Origin of the sequence: Streptomyces daghestanicus, from assembly GCF_020521275.1 — a bacterium.
Lineage (GTDB): Bacteria > Actinomycetota > Actinomycetes > Streptomycetales > Streptomycetaceae > Streptomyces > Streptomyces griseoviridis.
In genome coordinates, this window is the sequence record NZ_BNDX01000008.1 from 134,744 (window position 1) to 158,847 (window position 24,104).

General features: G+C 73.9%; 19 protein-coding genes. 12 read left to right on the plus strand and 7 right to left on the minus strand.

Annotation, left to right across the window (positions count from 1 at the left end):
* Nucleotides 1–70 precede the first annotated feature (70 nt).
* Both Sdagh_RS10105 and Sdagh_RS10110 read left to right on the plus strand, forming a co-directional pair.
* The gene (locus Sdagh_RS10105) at nucleotides 71–853 is read left to right on the plus strand and encodes a TIGR04222 domain-containing membrane protein (protein ID WP_190077766.1); all 783 of its coding nucleotides are present in this window, start codon (nucleotides 71–73) and stop codon (nucleotides 851–853) included.
* Nucleotides 854–1,000: 147 nt separating this feature from the next.
* Nucleotides 1,001–2,596 carry an alpha/beta hydrolase gene (locus tag Sdagh_RS10110; RefSeq protein WP_190077767.1) on the plus strand — a complete coding sequence of 532 codons (1,596 nt, stop codon included), beginning with the start codon at nucleotides 1,001–1,003 and terminating at the stop codon, nucleotides 2,594–2,596.
* Here Sdagh_RS10110 and hemQ read toward each other — a convergent pair whose 3' ends face one another.
* Both hemQ and hemG read right to left on the minus strand, forming a co-directional pair.
* Nucleotides 2,597–3,328, minus strand: coding sequence for a hydrogen peroxide-dependent heme synthase (gene hemQ / locus Sdagh_RS10115; protein WP_189421205.1), 732 nt, complete (start codon nucleotides 3,326–3,328; stop codon nucleotides 2,597–2,599).
* Nucleotides 3,329–3,332: 4 nt separating this feature from the next.
* On the minus strand, nucleotides 3,333–4,799 hold the full coding sequence (gene hemG, locus Sdagh_RS10120) for a protoporphyrinogen oxidase (protein ID WP_189421203.1): 1,467 nt from the start codon (nucleotides 4,797–4,799) through the stop codon (nucleotides 3,333–3,335).
* Nucleotides 4,800–5,009: 210 nt separating this feature from the next.
* Between hemG and Sdagh_RS10125 the strand changes: the two genes are divergently transcribed.
* The 3 genes from Sdagh_RS10125 (at nucleotide 5,010) to Sdagh_RS10140 (ending at nucleotide 8,741) form a co-directional block, all read left to right on the plus strand.
* Nucleotides 5,010–6,008 (plus strand): DUF4349 domain-containing protein, encoded by a 999-nt coding sequence (locus Sdagh_RS10125; RefSeq protein WP_190077768.1) that lies wholly within the window; start codon nucleotides 5,010–5,012, stop codon nucleotides 6,006–6,008.
* Between the two features lie 43 nt (nucleotides 6,009–6,051).
* Complete coding sequence (locus Sdagh_RS10130; RefSeq protein ID WP_372478455.1) at nucleotides 6,052–7,446, plus strand: FAD-dependent oxidoreductase; 1,395 nt, start codon at nucleotides 6,052–6,054, stop codon at nucleotides 7,444–7,446.
* 467 nt (nucleotides 7,447–7,913) lie between these two features.
* Nucleotides 7,914–8,741 carry a rhomboid family intramembrane serine protease gene (locus tag Sdagh_RS10140; RefSeq protein WP_189421196.1) on the plus strand — a complete coding sequence of 276 codons (828 nt, stop codon included), beginning with the start codon at nucleotides 7,914–7,916 and terminating at the stop codon, nucleotides 8,739–8,741.
* Between the two features lie 204 nt (nucleotides 8,742–8,945).
* Here the strand turns inward: Sdagh_RS10140 and Sdagh_RS10145 are convergent, their stop codons facing one another.
* Entirely contained in the window at nucleotides 8,946–9,284 is a 339-nt protein-coding gene (locus tag Sdagh_RS10145) for a hypothetical protein (RefSeq protein WP_190077770.1), read from the minus strand.
* Nucleotides 9,285–9,558: 274 nt separating this feature from the next.
* Complete coding sequence (gene hemE / locus Sdagh_RS10150) at nucleotides 9,559–10,626, minus strand: uroporphyrinogen decarboxylase (protein WP_189421192.1); 1,068 nt, start codon at nucleotides 10,624–10,626, stop codon at nucleotides 9,559–9,561.
* A gap of 225 nt (nucleotides 10,627–10,851) precedes the next feature.
* Here hemE and Sdagh_RS10155 point away from each other — a divergent pair, with 225 nt between their 5' ends.
* From Sdagh_RS10155 to Sdagh_RS10165, 3 genes are all read left to right on the plus strand, one after another.
* Nucleotides 10,852–11,538: a DUF3000 domain-containing protein gene (locus Sdagh_RS10155; RefSeq protein WP_189421190.1), complete on the plus strand. Its 687-nt coding sequence runs from the start codon at nucleotides 10,852–10,854 to the stop codon at nucleotides 11,536–11,538.
* A gap of 319 nt (nucleotides 11,539–11,857) precedes the next feature.
* Nucleotides 11,858–12,520: a response regulator transcription factor gene (locus Sdagh_RS10160; protein WP_003972894.1), complete on the plus strand. Its 663-nt coding sequence runs from the start codon at nucleotides 11,858–11,860 to the stop codon at nucleotides 12,518–12,520.
* 103 nt (nucleotides 12,521–12,623) lie between these two features.
* Nucleotides 12,624–13,907 carry a ribonuclease D gene (locus Sdagh_RS10165; RefSeq protein WP_189421188.1) on the plus strand — a complete coding sequence of 428 codons (1,284 nt, stop codon included), beginning with the start codon at nucleotides 12,624–12,626 and terminating at the stop codon, nucleotides 13,905–13,907.
* A 3-nt stretch (nucleotides 13,908–13,910) separates the two neighbouring features.
* On the opposite strand, the gene Sdagh_RS10170 is transcribed toward Sdagh_RS10165, so the two are convergent.
* From Sdagh_RS10170 to Sdagh_RS10180, 3 genes are read right to left on the minus strand one after another with little or no spacing between them, the layout of a single operon-like run.
* Nucleotides 13,911–14,741, minus strand: coding sequence for a carbohydrate ABC transporter permease (locus Sdagh_RS10170; protein WP_189421186.1), 831 nt, complete (start codon nucleotides 14,739–14,741; stop codon nucleotides 13,911–13,913).
* Nucleotides 14,738–15,679: a carbohydrate ABC transporter permease gene (locus tag Sdagh_RS10175; RefSeq protein ID WP_190077771.1), complete on the minus strand. Its 942-nt coding sequence runs from the start codon at nucleotides 15,677–15,679 to the stop codon at nucleotides 14,738–14,740. Before Sdagh_RS10175 ends, Sdagh_RS10170 begins: the two co-directional genes overlap by 4 nt.
* Nucleotides 15,679–16,995 (minus strand): ABC transporter substrate-binding protein, encoded by a 1,317-nt coding sequence (locus Sdagh_RS10180; RefSeq protein WP_189421182.1) that lies wholly within the window; start codon nucleotides 16,993–16,995, stop codon nucleotides 15,679–15,681. The genes Sdagh_RS10175 and Sdagh_RS10180 overlap by 1 nt, the downstream gene beginning before the upstream one ends.
* A 163-nt stretch (nucleotides 16,996–17,158) precedes the next feature.
* Here Sdagh_RS10180 and Sdagh_RS10185 point away from each other — a divergent pair, with 163 nt between their 5' ends.
* The 4 genes from Sdagh_RS10185 to Sdagh_RS10200 all read left to right on the plus strand — a co-directional run bounded on the left by Sdagh_RS10185 (nucleotide 17,159) and on the right by Sdagh_RS10200 (nucleotide 24,080).
* On the plus strand, nucleotides 17,159–19,519 hold the full coding sequence (locus Sdagh_RS10185; RefSeq protein WP_190077772.1) for a glycoside hydrolase family 2 protein: 2,361 nt from the start codon (nucleotides 17,159–17,161) through the stop codon (nucleotides 19,517–19,519).
* Nucleotides 19,516–20,541, plus strand: a complete 1,026-nt coding sequence (locus Sdagh_RS10190) for a LacI family DNA-binding transcriptional regulator (RefSeq protein ID WP_189421178.1) — start codon at nucleotides 19,516–19,518, stop codon at nucleotides 20,539–20,541. The genes Sdagh_RS10185 and Sdagh_RS10190 overlap by 4 nt, the downstream gene beginning before the upstream one ends.
* A gap of 195 nt (nucleotides 20,542–20,736) precedes the next feature.
* Nucleotides 20,737–21,954 carry a thiolase family protein gene (locus tag Sdagh_RS10195; protein ID WP_190077773.1) on the plus strand — a complete coding sequence of 406 codons (1,218 nt, stop codon included), beginning with the start codon at nucleotides 20,737–20,739 and terminating at the stop codon, nucleotides 21,952–21,954.
* The gene (locus Sdagh_RS10200) at nucleotides 21,951–24,080 is read left to right on the plus strand and encodes a 3-hydroxyacyl-CoA dehydrogenase NAD-binding domain-containing protein (protein ID WP_189421174.1); all 2,130 of its coding nucleotides are present in this window, start codon (nucleotides 21,951–21,953) and stop codon (nucleotides 24,078–24,080) included. The genes Sdagh_RS10195 and Sdagh_RS10200 overlap by 4 nt, the downstream gene beginning before the upstream one ends.
* The last annotated feature ends 24 nt before the right edge of the window (nucleotides 24,081–24,104 follow it).

The following is a 24,104-nucleotide window of genomic DNA, read 5'->3' on the forward strand; positions in this document are numbered from 1 at the left end:
CCGGCCGCACCGGGTCCGGATGCTGAACAGGGCATGGCGCCGGCCCCGGCCCCTGACATAGAAAAACGGCATGTTCTGGGTCCTTCTCCTGCTGCCGGCCTGGGCCGTCGCCGGTACGGCGTGCGCCCGGCTCTGTCTGGCCGCCGCGCGCGCGGCGCACGGTGACACGGACCCGGTCCCGGACCCGGGACGTGAACTCGATCTGTACGAGGCCGCGTTCCTGTCCGGCGGCCCGGCGCGGGTCGCCGATCTGACGCTGGTGTCCATGGCCCGGCAGCGGCGGCTGCTGCTCGCGCACACCGGCTGGGCGACCGTCGTCGATCCGCTCGGGCGGGACGAGATGGAGCGGTCGGTCATCGGGGCCATAGGGCCGGCGGGGCAGTCCCGGATCGCGCCGGTCCGGGCCTCGGCCGCGGCGGCGGACGCGGTGCGCGGGCTGGCCGACCGGCTGGTGAGCGCGGGCCTCGCGGTGCCGGCCGGCGTCCGCACGGTGGCCGGCTCGGTGCGGCAGGTGCGGCTCGCCGCGCTGGCGGTGTGCGCGCTGGGCGGCGCGGCGCTGGCGGTGCCGGCGCACGGCGTGCCGCGTCACCTGGTCGCCCTGTGGTTCGCGCTGCCGCTCGCCCTGACGCTCGGCTGCCTCGCCATAGCGCGCGTCGAGGTCCACCCGTACTCGGCGTGGGCGTCCCCGGCCGGGCAGCGGCTGCTCGGCGCGTTCGCCCGCCGGGCGGGCCGGTCCGGCGCCGTGCCCGCGGACCTCGTCCCGGTCGCCGTCCGCGGCGTCCGGGCCATCGGCGAACCGGACCTGCGCGCGGCCTTCGCCCACCGCGAGGAGCACGAGGGGTTCCGGGACTGATCCGGGAGCGGGGGCGCGCGGCCGGTCCCCGGGGCGCGCGGGGACACTCGGCGCCGACACCCGCCGGGGTCCTTGCCTTCCGCCCCCACCGAACGAAACATCCCTTTTGTCGTACGCCGCGTACGCCGTGCACCGAAGGGACACTCGATGAGAGCAGCCGTCCGCCACTCGGCCCTCTGTTCGGCCGCCGGGTCCTTGCTCCTGACCGCTCTCACCGCCGCCCCGGCCCGGGGCACCACCGTGGACCCCGGCACGGCCGAGCGGCGCGGCGTGGCGGTGGCCGCCCAGCGGGCCGCGGCGGCCGGCATCCGCTTCGGCGCCTGCCCCGAGGCGGAGGACCTGCCGGGCGGCCTGCGCTGCGGCACGGTCACCGTCCCGCTCGACTACGCCCGTCCGGACGGGCGGCGGATCGAACTGGCCGTCAGCCGGGTCCGGGCCACCGGAAAGGACCCGGCGAACGCCCGGCGGGCGGTGCCCCGGCAGGGCGCGCTGGTCTACAACCCGGGCGGGCCGGGCGCCTCCGGGCTGTACTTCCCGCTGATCGGCATGGTGCCGCGATGGAAGCGGCTCGCGGCCGCGTACGACCTGGTCGGCTACGCGCCGCGCGGGGTCGCCCCGTCCGCCCCGCTCTCCTGCCAGGACCCGAAGCGCTTCTTCAAGGGGCCCCGGCCCGCCCCGGAGCAGCCCTCGGCGGCGCTCAAGAGGGAGCGGGCCGCGGAGGCCGAGGCTTATGCGCGCGGCTGCGCCGAGCGGACCGGCGACGCGCTGCGCCACTACCACTCCCCCAACAACGCCCGGGACCTGGAGGTGATCCGGGCCGCGCTGGGCGAACGGAGGCTGACCTTCATGGGTGCCTCGTACGGCACCTACTTCGGCGCGCTGTACGCCGAGCTGTTCCCGGGGCGGGTGCGGCGGATGGTGTTCGACTCGGTGGTGAACCCCGATCCGGAGCGGGTCTGGTACCGCAACAACCTGGAGCAGTCGGCGGCGTTCGAGCACCGCTGGCGGGACCTGCGGAAGTGGATCGCCGCGCACGACGACGTCTACGGGCTCGGGGACACCCCGCGCGAGGTGGCGGAGAACTACCGGCGGGCGAGCGCCCTGCTCGCACAGCGCCCGGCGGGCGGCACGGTGGGCCCCTCGCAGTTGCAGGGGGCGTTCCTGAAGGCCGGGTACTACGACGAGCACTGGCCGCACCGGGCCCGCGCGCTGTCGGCCTATCTGAAGGGCGATCCCGAGCCGCTGGTCGAGCTGGCGGGGCCGCACCCGGAGGCGGCGCGGGGGGCGGAGAACTCCAGCGCGGTGTACACGGCCGTCGAGTGCAACGACGCGCCCTGGCCGACGGAGTTCGAGGTCTGGGACCGGGACAACACCCGGCTGGCGCGCCGGGCGCCGTTCGAGACCTGGGACAACGTGTGGACCAATCTGCCGTGCGCCTACTGGAAGGCGCCCCGGCAGCACCCGCTGGACGTGCGCACCGCGCCCGGTGAGCTGCCGCCGGTGCTGATCCTGGCCGCCGAGCGGGACGCGGCCACCCCCTACGAGGGGGCGGTGGAGCTGCGGCGGCGGCTGGCGGGTTCGGTGCTGGTCACCGAGCGGGACGCCGGCACCCACGGCGTCGCGGGCGGCCCCAACGCCTGCGTCAACCGCCATCTGGAGGCGTATCTGCTGGAGGGCCGGCTCCCGGCGCGGGACGCGTCCTGCGCCCCGCGCCCGGCGCCGGTGCCGGCCCCGGGGGACTGATCAGGCGAGCCCGGCCACCAGCTCGCCGATGTCCTTGCGGCGGCCCGTGTAGAAGGGGACCTCCTCGCGGACGTGCAGCCGCGCCTCGGAGCCGCGCAGGTGGCGCATGAGGTCGACGATGCGGTAGAGCTCGTCGGCCTCGAAGGCGAGGATCCACTCGTAGTCGCCCAGGGAGAACGAGGCGACCGTGTTGGCCCGCACGTCCGGGTAGCCGCGGGCCATCTTCCCGTGGTCGGCGAGCATCCGGCGGCGGTCCTCGTCGGGCAGCAGGTACCAGTCGTAGGAGCGCACGAACGGGTAGACGCTGATGTAGTCGCGCGGCGTCTCGTCGGCGAGGAAGGCCGGGATGTGCGAGCGGTTGAACTCGGCGGGGCGGTGCAGCGCCATGTTCGACCAGACCGGCTCCAGCGCGCGGCCGAGCCGGGTGCGGCGGAAGAGGTTGTAGGCGTCCTGGAGCTGGTCGCTGGTCTCGGCGTGCCACCAGATCATCAGGTCGGCGTCGGCGCGCAGCCCGGACAGGTCGTAGGTGCCGCGGACCGTCACGTCCTTGGCGGCGAGCCGGTCGAACAGCTCCTGGACCTCGTCGGCGTACCCGGCCCGGTCGTCGGGGAGGACGTCCTTCAGCTTGAAGACCGACCAGAGGGTGTAGCGGATGACCTCGTTGAGGTCCTTGGCCAGCTTGCCCTTGTTGGGGATGCGCTCGGCGGCGGGGGTGGAGGCGTCGTCACTCATGGCCTCATTCTCCCGCTCCGCCGTCGAGGCTCCGCACCGGGTGCGCGGTGAGTTCTTCCACACCGGCCGGGTCGCCGAGGAGCTGGTCGACGGCCGCGTGGGCGCTCGCGATGGTCGCGGGGATGCCGACGCCGTCGTAGGCGGCGCCGCACACCGCGAGGCCGGGGAGCTTCGCGACGTGGTCGCGGACGCGGGCCACGCGCGCGTGGTGGCCGACCGGGTACTGCGGCAGGCCGTCGGTCCAGCGGGTGACGCGGGTGGCGACGGGCGCGGCGGACAGACCGGTGGCCTGCTCGATGTCGTGCCGGGAGACGGCGACGAGTGCGGCGTCGTCGCGGCCGAGGACCTCCGTCTCGCCGTGCCGGCCGACCGAGGTGCGCAGCACCACCAGGTCCGGGTCCTCGCGGTCGATCCAGCCCCACTTGCGGGAGGCGAAGGTGGCCGCCTTGATGGTCCGTCCGTCGACCGGCGGGACGAGGAAGCCGCTGCCCCCGGGGAGCGCGGCGGCGTCCGCGCGGCGGTAGGCGAGGGTGATCAGCGCCATGGAGGCGTACTCCACGGCCGCCAGCTCGGCCGCGGCGGCGGGCGCCTCGGCGCGCAGCAGCGACGCGGCGGCCGGGGCGGGCACCGCGACGATCACCGCGTCGGCGGTCAGCACCCGGCCGCCGGCGGTGATCCGCCAGGTGCCGGGCGCGGTGCGGCGCAGCTCGGTGACCGGGGTGCCCAGCAGGATCTCGCCGCCCCGGGCGCGGACGGTGCCGGCGACGGCCGGCGGCAGGGTGCCGATGCCGCCCTCCAGGCCCGCGAAGACCGGTCCTGCGGCCTGCGGGGCGGCGGCCGTACGGCCCTGGATCGCGCGGACCGCCTCGGTCAGGGACGGGTGCGTCCGCGCGGCCTCGAACAGCTGGGGAACGGCGGAGCGCATCGAGATGCGGTACGCGTCCCCCGCGTACACCCCGCCCAGCAGGGGCTCGACCAGGCGGTCGACGACCTCACGGCCGAGCCGCGCCGCCACGTACTCCCCCACCGCGACATCGTCGCCGATCTCGGTGCGGGGCAGCTCGGCGTCGCGCCCGATGCGGGCGAGGCCCTCCTCGGAGACCACGCCGGCCAGGGCGGCGGCGGTGCCGGGGACGCCCATGACGTGGCCCTTGGGCATGGGCCGCAGGGCGCCCCGGGTCCACAGGGCGGCCGTCGCGGTGGCCGGCGGCTGGAGCCGGTCGCCGAGCCCGGCCTCCCGGGCCAGGCCGACCGCCTCCGGGCGGCGGGCCAGCATCGACTCGGCGCCGAGGTCGACCCGGACTCCCGCGATCTCGCCGGGCAGCAGCTTGCCGCCGACGCGGTCCGACGCCTCCAGCACGGTCACCCGCGCCCCGCGCTGGAGCAGCCGGTGGGCGGCGGCCAGGCCCGCCACGCCGGCTCCGACGACGACGACATGCCCCGTGCCCGCACGGGTCCGACTTGCGCACATGCCACCACCTTCTCAGACCCCGCTGACAGCACCCGAAGGACCCCGCGGCCCCGCCGGCCGGGCCGCTCGGTCCACCCCGGCCGGGACCCCGTGTCCCCGGTGTCCGTCCCGCGTCCGGACCGTGACCTCTTCGGAACCGCCGGACCCCAACGTTCCGGCCGCTCCCCGCGTCGAAGAGGCGTCAGTGGTCACGTCCCGGGGGAGACCCGCATGCGCACACGCCGTTCCGTACGACCCGTCCCGGCCCTGGCCGGGCTGCTGCTGGCCGCCGCCCTCGCGCTCACCGGGTGCGGCGGCGCCGACGACTCGGCGGGGAGCGGCGCCGACAAGGCCGTCTCGGACGCGGCGGGCGGGCAGGGGGCCGCCGGCGCCGGTTCCGGCCGGGGAGCCGAGGGGGCCGGGGGCGCCAAGGGGTCCGGGGCCACCGCGCCTGCCGCGCTCGCCCCCGAGCACGTCATCCGCACCGCCTCCCTGACCGTGCGGGTCGCCGAGGTGCCGAAGGCACTCGCCGAGGCCCGTACCGCCGCCGAGGACGCGGGCGGTCACGTCGGCCGGGAGACCACCGGCCGCGACGAGGAGGGCCACGAGCGGACCGAGGTCGTGCTGCGCGTGCCCGGCGGCTCCTACGACGAGGTCCTCGCCGCGCTGTCCGGCACCGGCGAGCTGCTGGAGCGCAGCACCAAGGCCGAGGACGTCACCGACCAGGTGGTCGACGTGGAGAGCCGGATCGCCTCGCAGCGCGCCAGCGTGGCCCGGGTGCGCGAGCTGATGGAACGGGCGGAGCGGCTGACCGACGTGGTCACGCTGGAGGGCGAGCTGAGCAGCCGTCAGGCCGAGCTGGAGTCGCTGCTCGCCCGGCAGGCGTCGCTGGAGGACCGCACCGCCCTGGCCACCATCACCCTCACCCTCACCGAGACCCCGCCCCCGGCGGACGGCGGGGACGACGACCCCGGGTTCACGGACGCCCTGGCGGGCGGCTGGCACGCCTTCGTGACGATGCTGCGCTGGCTCGCGGTGGTGCTGGGCGCGGTGCTGCCGTTCGCGGCGGTGGCGGTGCTGCTGGTGCTGGGGTGGACCCGGCTGGTACGGCCCCGGCTGCCGCGCCGCCCGGTCCCCGCGCCCGTGCCGGTGCCGTCCGCCCCGGGGCCGCTCCCGTCGGCCCGCCCGGCACCGCAGACGGCCCGCCCGGACGAACACCCGGAGGGCTGACCGGCGCCCGGCACCCGGAGCGCCGTAGCGTGTCCGCATGGACATGAACGGTGCGGCGGGTGGACGGCGTGAGCGGCTGGTGGTGATCGGCGGCGACGCCGCGGGGATGTCCGCGGCGTCGCAGGCCCGCCGGCTGCGGGGACCGGACGAGCTGGAGATCGTGGCGTTCGAACGCGGCCACTTCACCTCCTACTCGGCGTGCGGCATCCCCTACTGGGTCGGCGGCGAGGTCGACGGGCCGGACCGGCTGATCGCCCGTACCCCCGAGGAGCACCGCGCCCGCCACATCGACCTGCGGACGCGCACCGAGGTCACGGAGATCGACGTGGCGGGGCGGCGGGTACGCGCGCGTGACGTCGATTCCGGCGCCGCGTCCTGGACGTCGTACGACAAGCTCGTCATCGCGACCGGGGCGCGGCCGGTGCGGCCCGACCTGCCGGGCGCGGACGCCCCCGGCGTGCACGGGGTGCAGACCCTCGACGACGGGCAGGCGCTGCTGGACACGCTGGCACGCGCGCGTGGCCGGCGCGCGGTGGTGGTCGGCGCCGGGTACATCGGCGTCGAGATGGCCGAGGCGCTGATCCACCGGGGCTACGAGGTGACGGTCGTCAACCGGGGCCGGGAGCCGATGTCCACGCTCGACCCGGACATGGGCCGCCTGGTGCACAAGGCCATGGAGGGCCTCGGCATCACCATGGTGAACGACACCGGGGTCACCGAAGTGCGCACCGGCGGCGACGGCCGGGCGAGCGCGGTGGTCACCGCGGACGCCGTGTACCCGGCGGACGTGGTGGTGCTCGGCATCGGCGTCACGCCGGAGACCTCCCTCGCGCGGGCCGCCGGACTGCCCGTCGGCGGTCACGGCGGCCTGCTGACGGACCGGGCGATGCGGGTGCGGGGACACACGGACATCTGGGCGGGCGGCGACTGCGTGGAGGTCCTGGACCTGGTCTCGGGGCAGCTGCGGCACATCGCGCTCGGCACCCACGCCAACAAGCACGGCCAGGTCATCGGCACCAACGCGGGCGGCGGGTACGCCACCTTCCCGGGGGTGGTCGGCACGGCGGTCAGCAAGGTGTGCGACCTGGAGATCGCCCGGACCGGGCTGCGCGAGAAGGACGCCCGCCGGGTGGGCCTGGAGTTCGTCGCGGTCACCATCGAGTCGACCAGCCGCGCCGGCTACTACCCGGACGCCTCCCCCATGACGGTGAAGATGCTCGCCGAACGCCGCACCGGCAAGCTGCTGGGCGTGCAGATCGTCGGCCGGGAGGGCGCGGGCAAGCGGGTCGACATCGCGGCGGTGGCGCTGACGGCGGGCATGACGGTGGAGCAGATGACCGCGCTGGACCTGGGGTACGCCCCGCCGTTCTCCCCGGTGTGGGACCCGGTGCTGGTCGCGGCCCGCAAGGCGGCGCGGGCGGTGGAGGAGAGCGGGTGACGCCCCACGCCGTGCCGTTGAGCCGGTCGATGACCTGCCGGGCCTGTTCCGCCGGCGGCCGGGCCGGCGGCGAGGACACCGGTGCCGGGGCGGGGACCTGCGGCGGCCGCCCTCCGGCCGGCGCGGCCCGCCGCGCGGGGGCGGCGGCCCGCACGGAGCGCAGCCGGTGGCCGGCGGCCTCGTCCCGGGTGACCGGGCACGGCCGCTGCGCCGCCGGACGGCCCGCCTCCCGGCCCAGCCGGGCCACGTCCTCCCAGGGCAGCCGCGGTACCACGGCGCTCCCGTCCCCGCCGCCGGGCAGGGCGCGCGGCGTCGGGCGCGCGGGGGTCGCTCGGTCGTCCGTCGCCTGGTCCTCCCTCGTCCCGCGGCACCGCGCCGCGGCCGGTCGAGGAGTCATACGGGCGTCCGAACGGCGGCGTTCGGACCGCCGCCCGATTCACCGGCCGCGTCCCGGGCAGGAGTGATCCGTGGTCATCCCCGTGCATGATGTGAACCCGGTGCGCCGTACCCCCTGGGTCACCTACGCGCTCATCGCCGCGAACCTCGCGGTGTTCCTCTCCATGCCCGGCATGGCCGGCTCGCTCACCGGTGAGGGCGGTCTGGCCCAGCAGTGCGGTCTCCAGGCGTACCTGGACCACTGGGCGGCGGTGCCCCAGGAGCTGATCCACCATCAGCTGCCCCGGCTGGTCCCCACCGGCGACACCGGGGTCGGCCCGCGCGGGCCGGGGTGCGTGATCGCCCCGCCGGACTACGACAAGTCACCCGAGCTGAGCGTCCTGACCGCGATGTTCCTGCACGGCGGCTGGCTCCACCTGCTCGGCAACATGCTCTTCCTGTGGATCTTCGGCAACAATGTCGAGGACCGGATGGGCCGTCTCCGCTTCCTGCTGTTCTACCTGGTCTGCGGCTACGCGTCCGCGTACGGCTTCGCGCTGACGAACGCCGACTCCGCGGCTCCCCTGATCGGCGCGTCCGGCGCGATCGCGGGCGTCCTCGGCGCGTACCTGGTCCTGTATCCGAGGGCCCGGGTCTGGGTCCTCGTCCCCTTCCTGATCTTCCTTCCCCTGCGCCTGCCCGCCTGGATCGTCCTGGGCCTGTGGTTCGTCCTCCAGGCGTTCTACTCCGCCGGCCAGGGCGTCACCGACACCGGCACCGTCGCCTACGTCGCCCATGTCGCCGGCTTCGTCGCCGGCATGCTGCTGGCCTGGCCGCTGAGGCGGGGCACTCCCCCGCCGCCGGAGCCACGCGGCATCCTCTTCGGCCGCCAGGCCCGGCCGGCGCGGCGGACGTGGTGATCCGGCGCCGGTGAGGAGCGGGCCGCCCCGGCCCCGGTCCCGCCGGCGCGGGGGTGGGGGGTGCGGCAGGGCGGCCGGTGTTTCGAGGGGGGACGGGGCAGTCGCCGCCCGCCCGCAGCGGGAAGCGGTCGATCACGGCGACCACCTCGCCCCTGTCGCGGTCGTCGCCGTCGTCACGGTCGTCGTCGACCAGCGGGACCGGGCTCAGCAGCCGGTACTCGTCCCCTCGGGCGGCCGGTCGTCCAGCGACCGGCTGGGGAACACGGCCGGTTCCCTGGTCCGCAGGACGCGCCGGCCCCGGTCCCGCTCGGGGTCGTCCGCCGCCGCTTCCTCCCCCGACCGTCCGAAGGCCACCCCCAGGACGAGCGCGAGGACGTGGCCGAGCCCGGAGTCACCGGTGAGCCGCAGCGGGTTCCGCCGGTCCGGGTCCGCGTCCGGGTCCCACTGCTCCACGGTGGCCTGTCCGGACGTGGAACCCCGGTCGTGACGGCCGGTCAGCCGGAACCGGGGCGAGGCCACGAGAACGGCCCGGCCGGGGATCACGCCGTCGATCTCGCGGATCTCGGAACGTCAGGTCACCGGACGGGTCGACGGCGAAGGCCGGCCCCTCCTGCCCGATCCGGTTCCCGGCGGACACATCGAGGCCGAACGAGTCGCCGGGAGAAGGGAGTTGGCCACGAGAGCCCCTCAGACGTCGAGCGGGTCGCCGCCCCGACCGCCCGGTGGTGCCCGGAGGCCGGCCCGACAGACGGAAAGCGCCGACCGCCCAGCCGAACGAGCCAAAAGGCGTGAAGGAGGGCTGTTCCGTGCGACCCGCTCAGCGCGCGGTACGCGTGTGCACGTCCTCCACCAGGCGGGTCAGCGCGTCCGGTTCGGTGGACGGCAGGACACCGTGGCCCAGGTTGAAGATGTGGCCCTCCAGCCCCTCGGCGGCGGCGAGGATCTCACCCGTCTTGGCCTCCACCGCCTCGCGGGAGGAGAACAGGACGGCCGGGTCGAGGTTGCCCTGGAGCGCCTTGCCGGGACCCACCCGGCGGGCGGCCTCGTCCAGCGGGACGCGCCAGTCCACGCCCACCACGTCCGCGCCGGCCTCGCCCAGCAGGCCGAGCAGCTCGCCGGTGCCGACGCCGAAGTGGATGCGCGGGACGCCGTACCCCGCGACGGCCTCGAAGACCTTGGCGGAGGCGGGCATCACCGAGCGGCGGTAGTCGGCGGGGGCGAGGGCGCCGACCCAGGAGTCGAAGAGCTGCACGGCGCTCGCGCCCGCCTCGATCTGCACCTTGAGGAAGGCGGCGGTGATCTCCGCGAGGCGGTCGAGCAGGTCGGCCCAGAGCTGCGGGTCGCCGTACATCAGCGCCTTGGTGTGCTCGTGGTTGCGGGACGGGCCGCCCTCCACGAGGTAGCTCGCCAGGGTGAAGGGGGCGCCCGCGAAGCCGATCAGCGGGGTCTCGCCCAGCTCGGCAGTGAGCAGGCCGATCGCCTCGGCGACGTACGAGACGTCCTCGGGGGTGAGGTCGCGCAGGCGGGCGAGGTCGGCGCGGGTGCGGATCGGCCGCTCGACGACCGGGCCGACGCCGGGCTTGATGTCGAGGTCGACGCCGATGGCCTTGAGCGGGACGACGATGTCGCTGAAGTAGATCGCCGCGTCCACCCCGTGCCGGCGCACCGGCTGGAGGGTGATCTCGGTGACCAGCTCCGGCCGCGTGCAGGACTCCAGCATGGGGACGCCCTCGCGCACCTTGCGGTACTCCGGCAGCGAGCGGCCGGCCTGCCGCATGAACCACACGGGCGTGTGCGGCACCGGCTCACGCCTGCACGCCTTGAGGAACGCGGAGTCGTACGTGGCGGTGGGCGGCTGGCCCGCGGGGTTCTGGTTGGCACTCACGACGGCAAGTCTCGCATGACGCGCCGCCCGCTCCGGACCTCGGGGCACACCGGGGCGGACGGCCCCGGCACCGCGCCCGGTCCGTGCGCCGGACCCCCCGGCCGCGCACCGGCCGCCCCGCCCGCGCGCCGCCCTGCCCGCCCGCGCACCGCGTGATCCGGACATCGCGCGCCCACGCGGGTGTCCTCCCTGCGCCGGGGCCCCGTTCCGCTTAACCTTCCCCGCATGGCTGCGGCTCAGGGACGACTGTCGGACGGCGCTGGCGGAATGGACGAATCCAAGAACATCAAGGACGGCGCGGAGGACGTCCGGCATCCGGAGAGCACGGCTCCCCTGCCGTTCCGGTCCGCCGTCGAGGCGTTGCGGGCCGCGCGGCTGCGTCCGCAGATCGAGGTGGAGGCGACCCGCCCGCCGCAGCGGCTCGCGCCGTACGCGTACGCGCTGGAGGCCGCGGTCGTCGACGGCGACGAGGACCTCGCGGACGGCCGGCTGGTGCTGCTGCACGACCCGGACGGGCACGACGCCTGGCAGGGCACCTTCCGGCTGGTGACGCTGGTGCGCGCCGAGCTGGAACCGGAGCTGGCCACCGACCCGCTGCTGCCGGAGGTGTGCTGGACCTGGCTGACCGGCGCCCTCCAGGGCCGCGGCCTGTCCTACGGCGAGGCCAGCGGCACGGTGACGCGCGCCGGCTCCTACTACTTCGGCGGCCTCGCCGCGCGCCCCTCCGCCTCGCAGATCGAGATCCGCGCCTCCTGGACGCCCCGCGAGGGCCCGGGCGGGGTGCCGGACACCGCGGCACACCTGGGCGCCTGGTGCGATCTGCTGGCCCAGGTCGGCGGACTGCCGCCGGCCGGGCCGGGTGACGCCTCGGTGGTGACGCTGCCGCAGCGCCGGGGGCCGCAGTCGCGATAGGTCCCGCGGGCCCCGGCGGCCCCACGGGCGACGACGGAGGGTACGGCATATGCCGCACCCTCCGTTCCTTTTGTCCGGAATCTTTGGAGTCACTTTGTCGATACGGCCACTTTCGTAAGCGTATCGGCGCAGATCGGAACCGTTCGGTCTTCGAATGATCGATCGCTTGTCCGAATTAGTCGGATTGTTACTCACCAGATCGTGATCATTCTCTAAAGGGAGACACGTTCCATGCCGAAGACGACTGTGACCTTGAAAGCACGGTTCGTCCCGGCTTCTTCCCCGTGAGCCGGCCCCGTCCCCGCACCCAGGAGGCCTGGTGTCCGTTCTTCTTGAGCAGCCCGCAAGCCTGGTCGCCTACCGCCCGAACAAGCCCACCGCCATGGTGGTCGTGGCCGACCCGCGCGTCCGTTCCACCGTCACCCGCCATCTGTGGGCGCTCGGTGTGCGCGACGTGATCGAGGCCTCGTCCGTCGCGGAGGCTCGTCCCCGCATCGGCAACCCCCGCGACATCTGCGTCGCCGACGTCCACCTCCCCGACGGCTCCGGTCTCACCCTGCTGTCGGAGACCCGCGCCGCGGGCTGGCCCAACGGGCTCGCCCTCTCCGCCGCCGACGACATCGGCGCCGTGCGCAACGCCCTCGCCGGCGGCGTGAAGGGCTACGTCGTCACCGGTACCCGTACCAACGTCGGACTCCCCACCCGGCCGGGTGCCGCGCCCATCGGCGCCGCCGCCGCCCGTCTGCACCGCCGCCCCCCGGGTGCCCCGAGCCACCCGGGCGGCTACCGCGAGCTGTCCGGCCGCGAGGTCGAGGTGCTGCGACTGGTCGCGGAGGGCCAGTCCAACAAGGCGATCGGCGTCTCCATGGGCCTGTCCGCCCTGACCGTCAAGAGCCACCTCGCCCGCATCGCCCGCAAGCTCGGCACCGGCGACCGGGCCGGCATGGTCGCGGTGGCCCTGCGCACCGGCATCATCCACTGACCCGACCCTCCCCGCCCCCACCTGACCGGATACCACCCCCCGAGCGCCCGCCGACGGAACGTTCCGTCGGCGGGCGCCGCGCATCCACGGATACCCTTGACAGGTGACCGACGCCCACGAAACCGCAGCAGACCGTTCACTGCGCACCACCGGAGGCGCTCCTCCGGACGAGACCGGAACTTCTGCGACGGAGGCGCCGATCCCCTTGCTGGAGCCACGGGAGGGCATTCCGCCGGTGATCGCCGACGCGGACGCGCTCGCCGGGGTGATCGCCGCCTTCGCCGCCGGCTCCGGCCCCGTCGCCGTCGACGCCGAGCGCGCCTCCGGGTACCGCTACGGCCAGCGCGCCTATCTGGTGCAGCTGCGCCGCGAGGGCGCCGGCACGGCCCTGATCGACCCGGTGGCCTGCCCGGACCTGTCGGGTCTCGGGGACGCTTTGAAGGACGCCGAGTGGGTGCTGCACGCCGCCACCCAGGACCTGCCCTGCCTGCGGGAGATAGGGATGGTGCCGACGCGGCTGTTCGACACCGAGCTGGCCGGGCGGCTCGCCGGCTTCCCGCGGGTCGGGCTCGGCGCGATGGTCGAGGGCGTCCTCGGCTTCACGCTGGAGAAGGGCCACTCCGCCGTCGACTGGTCCACCCGCCCGCTGCCCGAGCCCTGGCTGCGCTACGCCGCCCTCGACGTCGAACTGCTCGTGGACCTGCGGGACGCGCTGGAGAAGGAGCTGGACCGGCAGGGCAAGCTGGAGTGGGCCCGGCAGGAGTTCGACGCCATCGCCGCCGCGCCGCCGGCCGAGCCCCGCAAGGACCCCTGGCGGCGTACGTCCGGCATGCACAAGGTGCGCAGGCGCCGGCAGCTCGCCGTCGTCCGGGAGCTGTGGCAGGCCCGGGACCGGATCGCGCAGCGCCGTGACGTCTCGCCGGGCAAGGTCATCGGTGACGCGGCCATCGTCGAGGCGGCCCTGGCGCTGCCGCCCAACGTGCACGCGCTGGCCCAGCTGACCGGTTTCGGACGGGTCAACCGCCGGCAGCTGGAGCAGTGGCAGGCGGCGGTCGACCGGGCCAGGGCGCTGCCGGAGGCGGAGCTGCCGCAGCCGGGGCAGCCGGTGACCGGCCCCCCGCCGCCGCGGGCCTGGGCCGACAAGGACCCGGTCGCCGCGGCCCGGCTCGCCGCGGCCCGGTCCGCCGTCTCGGCGCTGGCCGAGGAGCTGAACATGCCGCAGGAGAACCTGATCGCCCCGGACACCGTGCGCCGGGTCTGCTGGGAGCCCCCGGCGCCGGCCGACGCCGGGTCGGTGAGCGCGGCGCTGGCCGCGCACGGGGCCCGGCCCTGGCAGGTGGAGCAGGTGACGCCGGTCCTGGTGGCGGCGCTGTCCGCCCAGGAGTGAGGCTCACTTCACCGCGCCGCGCGTGAAGCCGTTGTAGATGAACCGCTGGAGGAAGAGGAAGGCGAGCAGCGTCGGCAGGATGACCAGCACCGCGCCTGCCGAGATCGTCTCCCAGTGCGCCCCGAAGGGGCCCTTGAAGCGGAACAGCGACGTCGATATCACGCCAAGATCCTCGGACGGCAGGTAGAGGAACGGGATGTAGAAGTCGTTGTAGACGGTGATGCCCTTCACGATCACGACGGTCGCGATCGCCGGCCGGAGCAGCGGAAAGATGATCTTCCGGTAGATCGTGAAGGCGTTGGCGCCCTCCACCCGGGCCGCCTCGTCCAGGGAGACGGGGATGGACCGGATGAACTGGAGGAAGATGTAGATCGACACGATGTCCGTGCCCATGTAGAGCAGGACGGGCGCCCAGAGGCTGTCGAACATGCCGAGGCTGTTGACGATCTGGAAGGTCGCCACCTGGGTGGTGACGCCCGGGACCAGGGCCGCGACCAGGAACAGCGCCAGCACCGGCTTCTTCATCCGGAAGGCGAAGCGGTCGATCGCGTACGCCGCCATCGACCCGATGACCACCGTCCCGCCGACGGCGAAGAACAGGACGAAGGCCGTGTTGCCGAAGGCCGTGAGCATCCGGCCGTCCTGGAAGGCGGTGACGTAGTTGCCGACGTTGAACGGGTCGTCGGGCGGCGCCAGCGCGCCGGAGCCGTCGGCCATCTCGCGGGAGGATTTCAGCGAGGTCAGCAGGACGACGGCGAGGGGCAGCAGCACCACCAGCGTCGCGGCGATCAGGGAGAGGTGGACCAGGGCGCGGGCCACGGCTCGGCGGGTCATACGGGTTCCGCCTTCCGGTCGGGGTCGTCGGGAAACAGGCGCCGCTGCACCCAGGTGACGGCCAGCACGATCAGCAGCAGGACGACCGCCGCCGCCGAGGCGAGGCCGGTCTTGTTGAACTGGAACGCCAGCTTCACCGTCTGGATCACGAAGGTCTCGGTGCCGGTCGCGCCGCCGGTCATGATGTACGGGATCTCGAAGACCGACAGCGAGCCGGAGACGGCGAGGATCACCGTCAGCCCGATCACCGGGCGGATGCTCGGCGCGATGATGTGCCGGAACTGCTGCCACCGGTTGGCCCCGTCCAGCTCGGCGGCCTCGTACAGCTCGCCCGGGACGGACTGGATGGCGCCCAGGAAGAGCACGAAGTTCAGCCCCGTGTAGCGCCACACCGACACCCCCGCGAGGGAGACGTTGGCCGAGGTGGAGGTGCCGAGCCAGGCGTGGTCGCCGTGGTGGCCGAGGAGGCGCAGCACCGAGTCGAGGGTGCCGCCGTCCTGGAAGAAGTACAGGAAGACGAAACCGATGGCGACGCCGTTGATCAGGTACGGGAAGAACAGCACGCCCTTGAAGAAGGCGCGGAAGCGGACGTCGAAGCTCAGCACCGTCGCGAAGTAGAGCGCGGCGGTGATCTGGACGGCGGAGGCGGCGAGGTAGTAGCCGCTGACGAAGAAGACGCGGAAGAGGTCGGCGCGGGTGAAGATCTCGGCGTAGTTGCCGGCGCCGGTGAAACGGAGTCCGGGGCTGACGCCGTCCCAGTCGGTGAAGCTGTACGCGACCATGTTGGCGACCGGCGCGTAGGTGAAGACGATCAGCAGGGTGAGCGGGGCGAGCAGGAACAGCCAGGGCGTCGGGCTCCACCGGCGCCGGGGCCTGCGCGTCACCTGGCCCCGAGCGGCGGTGGCCGCCGGCGGTGCCGTGCGGGCGAGGCCGGCCATCAGGAGCCCGCCGCCTTCCGGGCCGCGTCCCACTTGCCGCTGAGGCCGTCGAAGAAGTCCGCCAGCTCGCCGTCGGCGGCGCCGCGGGCGAGGTCGACCAGGTCCTGGCGGTAGTCGGGCTTGTAGATGCCGACCTCGGAGGCGTTGTCGAGCGCCTTCACCTCGGCGCCCTTGGTGTCGTCGAGGTCGAGCAGTTTCACGCCCGCCTCCTCGTAGGGCCGGAGCAGGGCGGGCAGCGGGGCGTCCTTCCGCGGGTCGAGGGCGAGGTTGGCGGCGGCGTAGCCGGACCGGTCGGTGAACCAGTCGATCCAGGCGCGGGCGGCGTCCTTGTGCGCGGAGTGGACGTTGACGGCCTGCTGGTAGTCGGGGGAGGTCACCGCGCAGAACGTGCCGTCGCGCCGGGCCGGGAACGGCATGAAGCCGATGTCGTCGGGATCGGTGCCGGCCTGTTCGGCCGCCTGCCGCATCTGGACGACGGCCCAGGAGCCGAGCCACATGGTGGCGATCTCGCCCTTGGCCAGTCCGGGTTTGGAGGCTTCCCAGTTGGTGGTCGTCGGGTCCTTCTCGGCGAGCCCGGAGCGCACGATGTCGTACAGCAGGGTGTCGCCGACGCGCAGGTCGGCGCCCTCGGCCCACGGGTCGCCCTCGGCCAGCTCCGTGGTGGCCCGCGGGTCACAGCCGACCGAGCCGTTGACGTTGGTCCACTGGGTCAGCGGCCACATGTCCTTGAAGTTGGTGTAGTACGGCACGGCGTCGGTCCTCGCCTTGACGGCCTTGAGGCCGGCGAGGAACTCGGCCGGGGTGGTGGGCCAGTCGGTGACGCCGGCCTGCTTCCAGACCCGCTTGTTGTAGACCATGCCGGGGACGACGCCGATCGGGCTCTGCCCGTAGACCTTGCCGTCGACGGTCGAGTAGCCGGTGAAGCGGTACTTCCCGGACAACTCGGCCGCGCTGCCCAGCGAGGCGAAGAACCTCGGGTAGTCCTTCTTCTGCACGACGGACGGGATCATCAGGACGTCGCCGTAGTCCTCGGTGTTCATCCGGATCTTCACCTCACCCTCGTAGTCGGTGAGGCCGTCGAACTCGACCTTCACCTCGGGGTAGGTCCGGTTGAACTCGGCTGCGTACTTCTTCATCGTCCCGTCCTGCACGAGGTCGGTCCGGTGGGTGAGGACCGTGATGGTCCCCTCGACGGTCGCCGGGTCGCCGGGCGCCTCGGCGTCCGCGCCCTCGGTGCTGCCCCCGGTTCCCGTGCAGGCCGAGGCCAGCAGGGCGAGGACGGCGATCGATCCGGCGAGTACGTGGCGGCTCTTCATGTGCACCAGCTCCGTTCGGGCGGACGAGCACGAGTGGTGGGTGTTGGCCGGTTCCGCACTCTGACAGCGCTCGCTGAACCGGTAAAGTCCCGTTTCCGCCAGACTGACCACCGAACTGACGCCGCACCGACGGCAGTTCGTTGAACCGGTTAAGGGAGTGCGCATGCTTCAGGCGACATCGCTCACCGAGGGCTGGACCCTGCGTCACCCCGACGGCCCGCTGCCGGCGGCGGTGCCGGGCTGCGTGCACACCGACCTGCTGGCGGCCGGCCTGATCCCGGACCCCTTCCTCGGCCGGAACGAGGCCGAGGTGGCGTGGGTGGGCCGCCGCGGCTGGACCTATGAGCGCGTCCTCGACGCGGGCTCCGGGCAGGAGCAGACCGACCTGGTCTTCGACGGCCTCGACACGGTCGCCGAGATCCTGCTGGACGGCCGGCCGCTGGGCCGGACCCGGAACATGCACCGGACGCACCGCTTCGACGTCACCGGGCTGAGCGGGCGGCTGACCGTGCGGTTCGCCTCCGCGTACGCCGAGGCGGAGGCGGTCCGGGGCCGGGTCGGCGAGCGGCCGGGGGCGTACGCCGAGCCCTACCAGTACGTACGGAAGATGGCCTGCTCCTTCGGCTGGGACTGGGGGCCGGCCCTGGTGACCGCCGGGATCTGGCGGCCGGTCCGCCTGGAGCACTGGTCGACGGCCCGCCTCGCCCGGGTCCGCCCCCTGGTCACCGTCGAGGACGGCACCGGCGTGGTCGAACTCCGCGTCGACGTCGAACGCACCCGCGTGGAGGCCCCGCTCGCCGTCGAGGCCACGATCGACGGCGTGACGGCCCGCGCCGCCCTCGACGGCACCCGCGGCACGGTACAGCTGCGGGTGCCGGAGGCGGAGCTGTGGTGGCCGCGCGGTTACGGCGGACAGCCGCTGTACGACGTCGAGTTGACGCTGCTGCACGGGGACGCCGCGCTGGACGTGTGGCGGCGGCGGATCGGCTTCCGCTCCGTCGCGCTGGACACCTCCGCCGACGCGCACGGCACCGGCTTCACCCTGGTGGTCAACGGGGAGCGGCTGTTCGCGCGGGGCGTCAACTGGATTCCGGACGACGTCTTCCCCAGCCGGATCACCCGCGCCCGCTACCGGGAGCGGCTGGCGCAGGCCGCCGCCGCGGGTGTCGACCTGGTGCGGGTCTGGGGCGGCGGGATCTACGAGAGCGAGGACTTCTACGACGCCTGCGACGAGCTGGGGTTGCTGGTCTGGCAGGACTTCCCGTTCGCCTGCGCCGCCTACCCGGAGGAGCAGCCGCTGCGCGGCGAGGTGGAGGCCGAGGCCCGGGAGAACGTCGTACGGCTGATGCCGCACCCCTCGCTGGTGCTGTGGAACGGCAACAACGAGAACCTGTGGGGCTTCCGTGACTGGGCGTGGGAGGGGCGGCTGGCCGGGGAGTCCTGGGGCGAGGGGTACTACCTGGGGCTGCTGCCGCGGGTGGTGGCCGAGCTGGACCCGACCCGGCCGTACACGGCGGGCAGCCCCTGGTCCGGGTCCTGGGACCACCACCCGAACGACCCGGCGCACGGCACGCACCACTCGTGGGAGGTGTGGAACCGGGAGGACTGGGCGGCGTACCGGGCGAGCGTGCCGCGGTTCGTGGCCGAGTTCGGCTGGCAGGCGCCGCCCGCGTACGCCACGCTGCGGCGCGCCCTGCCCGGCGAGCGGCTCGCGGCGGACTCCCCCGGCATGCTGCACCACCAGAAGGCCGACGACGGCAACGGCAAGCTCGCGCGCGGTCTGGAACGGCACTTCGTCCCGCCTCACGCCGGCGACTTCGACCGCTGGCACTACCTCACCCAGGTCAACCAGGCCCGCGCGGTCGCCGCCGGGATCGAGCACTGGCGGTCGCACTGGCCGGTGTGCGCGGGCACGGTGCTCTGGCAGCTCAACGACTGCTGGCCGGTGACCAGTTGGGCCGCGATCGACGGCGACGGCCGGGAGAAGCCGCTCTACCACGAGCTGTGCCGGCTCTACGCGGACCGGCTGCTGGCCCTGCGCGACGCGTCGCTCGCCGTCGTCAACCAGGCCGCCGAGCGCTGGTCGGGGCGGGTGCTGCTGCGCCGGATGTCGGTGGCGGGCCCGGAACTGGGGCGGGCGGAGCTGCCGTTCACGGCGGAGCGGCGGACGGTCGCCGTCCTGGACGTACCGCGGGAGCTGCGGCCGGCCGGGCCGGAGGAGTTCCTCGTCGCCGACGCGGACGGCCTGCGGGCGACGCGCTTCCCGGCGCCGGACCGCGACATCCCCTACGTCGTCCCCGAGTACGGCGTCGCGCTCGCGCCCGGCGGGATCACGGTGACCGCCCGGACCCTGGTCCGGGACCTGCTGCTCCAGGCCGACCGGCTGGACGCGGCGGCACGGGCCGACCGGGGACTGGTCACCCTGCTGCCCGGGGAGAGCGTGACCATCGGCGTGCGCGGCTGGAAGACTCCGGACGCGCACGCCGCCCGGACCGCCCTGTACTGCCTGGAGCCCCCACGATGACCAGCCCCCGCGTGACCATCAAGGACGTCGCCGCGCGCGCCGGCGTGTCCAAGGGAGCGGTGTCCCTCGCCTTCAACCACAAGCCGGGGCTGTCGGAGGCGACCCGGGACCGGATCTTCCGGGCCGCGCGGGACCTGGGCTGGGCACCGGACCCGGCCGCACGGACGCTGGCCGGATCGCGGGTGGACGTGGTGGGGCTGGCGGTGTGCCGGCCCGCCCGGCTGCTCGGTCTTGAGCCGTTCTACATGGAGTTCGTCTCCGGGGTGGAGAGCGTGCTGACCGAGCACTCCTGCTCGCTGCTGCTGCGGCTGGTGCGGACGGTGGAGGAGGAGGCCGGGCTGCTGGAGTCCTGGTGGCGGGCGCGGCGGATCGGCGGGGCGATCCTCGTCGACTTCCGCGCGGACGACCCCCGGGTGGAGCCGGTGCGACGGCTGCGGATACCGGCGGTCGCGGTCGGACACCCCTCGCTGACCGGCTCGCTCACCTCGGTCTGGACCGACGACGCGTCCGCGGTGGGCGAGGCGGTGCGCTATCTGGCGGCGCTCGGGCACCGGCGGATCGCCCGGGTGGGCGGCGCGGCGGCGCTGGGGCACACCGCGATCCGGACGGCCGCGTTCGACGAGGCGGCGCGGACGCTGGGACTGGCCGGGGCGCGGCAGGTGGCCACGGACTTCTCGGGGGACGCGGGGGCGCGGGCCACGCGGTCGCTGCTGACGGCTCCGCCGGGGGACCGGCCGACGGCGGTGGTCTACGACAACGACATCATGGCGGTGGCGGGGCTGGCGGTGGCCGCGGAGATGGGGCTGCGGGTGCCGGCGGACGTGTCGTTGCTGGCGTGGGACGACTCGCAGCTGTGCCGGCTGACCCGGCCGACGTTGTCGGCGATGAGCCATGACGTGCACGGGTTCGGGGCGGAGGTGGCCCGGACGCTGTTCGGGGTGATCGGCGGGGAGGGCGGGGGTTCCCGTCCGGTGGCCACGCCGGTGCTGGTGCCTCGGGGGTCCACTGCGCCGCCTGGTTGACGGCCGTACGGGGGGGGGCCGCGGGCTCGGTGTGGCCGATCGCGCGGTTCCCCGCGCCCCTGGCGGTGTCCTCTCACCGCGCTTTCTCATGTGACCTGCGCCGCTGTGTCCGTCAGGACTGGGCAGCTACGTTACTGGTAAGTAGCATGGGTTGGGCAAGCGCTCAGCGTCCCGCACCTCTGGAGGAGAGCCATCGTGCCTCGTACCGTCAGGGACGTCGTCTTCGTAGACGGCGTCCGTACCCCGTTCGGCAAGGCGGGCCCGAAGGGCGTCTACCACGAGACCCGGGCCGACGACCTCGTGGTGAAGGCGATCCGGGAGCTGCTGCGCCGCAACCCCGGCCTGGACCCCAAGAAGGTCGACGAGGTCGCCGTCGCCGCCACCACGCAGATCGGTGACCAGGGCCTGACCATCGGCCGCACCGCCGGCATCCTGGCCGGTCTGCCGACCTCGGTGCCCGGTTACTCCATCGACCGGATGTGCGCGGGCGCGCTGACCGCCGTCACCACGGTGGCCGGTTCCGTCGCCTTCGGCGCGTACGACGTCGCCATCGCGGGCGGTGTCGAGCACATGGGCCGCCACCCGATGGGCGAGGGCGTGGACCCCAACCCGCGGTTCGTGTCCGAGAAGCTGGTCGACGAGTCCGCCCTGTTCATGGGCATGACCGCGGAGAACCTGCACGACCGCTACCCGACCCTCACCAAGCTCCGGGCGGACGAGTACGCGGTGCGCTCGCAGGAGAAGGCCGCGAAGGCGTACGCCAACGGCAAGATCCAGGCCGACCTGGTGCCGGTGTCGGTGCGCCGTACCGACCCGGCGAGCGGCGAGACGGGCTGGGGCCTGGTCACCGCCGACGAGCCGATGCGTCCGGGCACCACGCTGGAGAACCTGGCGAACCTGAAGACGCCGTTCCGGGTGCACGGCCGGGTCACCGCGGGCAACGCGGCCGGTCTGAACGACGGCGCGACCGCCTCGCTGATCGCCTCCGAGGACTTCGCCCGCGAGAACGGCCTGCCGGTCAAGATGCGCCTGGTCTCCTACGCCTTCGCGGGCGTCGAGCCCGAGGTGATGGGTTACGGCCCGATCCCGGCGACGGAGAAGGCCCTCGCGCAGGCGGGGCTGTCGATCTCCGACATCGGCCTGTTCGAGATCAACGAGGCGTTCGCGGTCCAGGTCCTCGCCTTCCTGGAGCACTACGGCATCGCGGACGACGACGAGCGCGTCAACCAGTACGGCGGCGCCATCGCCTTCGGCCACCCGCTGGCCTCCTCCGGCGTCCGGCTGATGACGCAGCTGGCCCGCCAGTTCGAGGAGCAGCCGCACGTCCGCTACGGCCTGACCACCATGTGCGTCGGCTTCGGCATGGGCGCGACGGTCATCTGGGAGAACCCGCACTTCGAGGGGGACAAGTGAGCACCACCGCAGAGCTGCTGAAGGGTGCGGCCGAGCTGTTCCCCGGCGAGGTCGTCACCCAGGCCCACGTACGCCACTTCGACCTGCCGCTGGGTGCCGGGCGCTTCGCCCTGATCACCCTCGACAACGGTCACGACCACACCAAGCCGACCACCCTCGGCCCGCAGTCGCTGGCGAACATCGACGCCGCCATCGACCAGGTCGAGAAGGAGGCCGCGGACGGCGGCATCGTCGGTGTCGGCGTCACCGGCAAGCCGTTCGTCTTCGCGGTCGGCGCCGACCTCAAGGGCGTCGAGCTGCTGAAGCGGCACGAGGACGCGGTCGCCATCGGCAAGGGCGGCCACGACGTCTTCAAGCGGCTGTCGACGCTGGCCGTGCCGACGTTCGCGTACTACAACGGCGCGGCGATGGGCGGCGGCGTGGAGATCGGCCTGCACTGCGCGTACCGCACGGTGTCGGCCGCGGTCCCCGCGTTCTCCCTGCCCGAGGTCTTCCTCGGCCTGGTCCCCGGCTGGGGCGGCTGCACGCTGCTGCCGAACCTGATCGGCGCCGACAAGGCCGTGACGGTCGTCATCGAGAACAGCCTCAACCAGAACAAGCAGCTCAAGGGCGGCCAGGTCTACGACCTCGGCATCGCGGACGCGCTCTTCGAGGGCGCCGACTTCCTGGAGCAGTCCCTGGTCTGGACGGCGTCCGTCCTCAAGGGCGAGATCGCCGTCGAGCGTCCGGCGATCGACCGCGGCGAGGGCTGGGACCAGGCCGTCGCGCGCGGCCGGTCCATCGCCGACTCCAAGGTGCACGGCGCCGCCCCGGCCGCCTACCGCGCCCTGGACATCATCGCCGCCGCCAAGGACGGCGACCTCCAGGCCGGTTTCGACGCCGAGGACCAGGCCCTCGCCGACCTCATCATGAGCGGTGAACTGCGTGCCGGGCTCTACGCGTTCAACCTGGTGCAGAAGCGTGGCAAGCGCCCGGCCGGCGCCCCGGACAAGAACCTGGCCCGCCCGGTCACCAAGGTGGGCGTGGTCGGCGCCGGTCTGATGGCCAGCCAGCTCGCGCTGCTGTTCGTGCGCCGCCTGGAGGTGCCGGTCGTGCTGACCGACATCGACCAGGAGCGCGTCGACAAGGGCGTGGGCTATGTGCACGCCGAGATCGACAAGCTGCTGCTCAAGGACCGGATCAACCGGGACAAGGCCAACCGGCTCAAGGCCCTGGTCACCGGCGTCCTGGACAAGGCCGAGGGCTTCGCGGACGCGGACTTCGTCATCGAGGCCGTGTTCGAGGAGATCGGCGTCAAGCAGCAGGTGTTCGCCGAGGTGGAGGCCGTGGCGCCGGCGCACGCGATCCTCGCCACCAACACCTCCTCGCTGTCGGTGTCGGAGATGGCGTCGAAGCTGAGGCACCCCGAGCGGGTCGTCGGCTTCCATTTCTTCAACCCGGTCGCGGTGCTGCCGCTGCTGGAGATCGTCCGCGGTGAGCGGACCGACGACGCCTCGCTCGCGACGGCGTTCGCGGTCGCCAGGAAGCTGAAGAAGACGGCCGTCCTGGTCAAGGACGCCCCGGCGTTCGTCGTGAACCGCATCCTGACCCGCTTCATGGGCGAGATCCAGAACGTGATCGACGAGGGCACCCCCGTCGAGGTCGCGGAGAAGGCGGTGGAGCCGCTCGGCCTGCCGATGTCCCCGCTGGTCCTCCTCGAACTGGTCGGCCCGGCGATCGGCCTGCACGTCTCCGAGACGCTGCACCGCGCGTTCCCGGACCGCTTCACCGTCTCCCCGAACCTCAAGGCGGTCGTCGAGGCGGGCAAGCGCGGCTTCTACGTCTACGACAGCGGCAAGCCGGAGCTGGACCCGGAGGTCGCCGCGCTGCTGAAGCAGGGCGACACCGTGCTGACCGAGGAGCAGGTCCGCGACCGCGTCCTGGACGCCGTGGCCCAGGAGATCGGGCTGATGCTCGCCGAGGGCGTCGTCGCCGAGGCGCAGGACATCGACCTGTGCCTGATCACCGGTGCCGGCTGGCCCTTCCACCTGGGCGGCGTCACGCCGTACCTGGACCGGGCGGGCGTCGCCGAGCGGGTGAACGGCAAGCGGTTCCTGGAGCCGGGCGTGGCGAGCGTCCCGGCGTAGACGGCCGGAGGGGGGCGGGGGCCG

Bases quoted from the DNA above. Each gene is read 5' to 3' on its own strand.
- hemG (WP_189421203.1), bottom strand. From the start codon at position 4,799: ATGTGCGCAAGTCGGACCCGTGCGGGCACGGGGCATGTCGTCGTCGTC.
- Sdagh_RS10155 (WP_189421190.1), top strand. From the start codon at position 10,852: ATGGCTGCGGCTCAGGGACGACTGTCGGACGGCGCTGGCGGAATGGAC.
- Sdagh_RS10105 (WP_190077766.1), top strand. From the start codon at position 71: ATGTTCTGGGTCCTTCTCCTGCTGCCGGCCTGGGCCGTCGCCGGTACG.
- Sdagh_RS10190 (WP_189421178.1), top strand. From the start codon at position 19,516: ATGACCAGCCCCCGCGTGACCATCAAGGACGTCGCCGCGCGCGCCGGC.
- Sdagh_RS10175 (WP_190077771.1), bottom strand. From the start codon at position 15,679: ATGGCCGGCCTCGCCCGCACGGCACCGCCGGCGGCCACCGCCGCTCGG.
- Sdagh_RS10110 (WP_190077767.1), top strand. From the start codon at position 1,001: ATGAGAGCAGCCGTCCGCCACTCGGCCCTCTGTTCGGCCGCCGGGTCC.
- Sdagh_RS10130 (WP_372478455.1), top strand. From the start codon at position 6,052: ATGAACGGTGCGGCGGGTGGACGGCGTGAGCGGCTGGTGGTGATCGGC.
- hemQ (WP_189421205.1), bottom strand. From the start codon at position 3,328: ATGAGTGACGACGCCTCCACCCCCGCCGCCGAGCGCATCCCCAACAAG.
- Sdagh_RS10180 (WP_189421182.1), bottom strand. From the start codon at position 16,995: ATGAAGAGCCGCCACGTACTCGCCGGATCGATCGCCGTCCTCGCCCTG.
- Sdagh_RS10170 (WP_189421186.1), bottom strand. From the start codon at position 14,741: ATGACCCGCCGAGCCGTGGCCCGCGCCCTGGTCCACCTCTCCCTGATC.
- Sdagh_RS10185 (WP_190077772.1), top strand. From the start codon at position 17,159: ATGCTTCAGGCGACATCGCTCACCGAGGGCTGGACCCTGCGTCACCCC.
- Sdagh_RS10125 (WP_190077768.1), top strand. From the start codon at position 5,010: ATGCGCACACGCCGTTCCGTACGACCCGTCCCGGCCCTGGCCGGGCTG.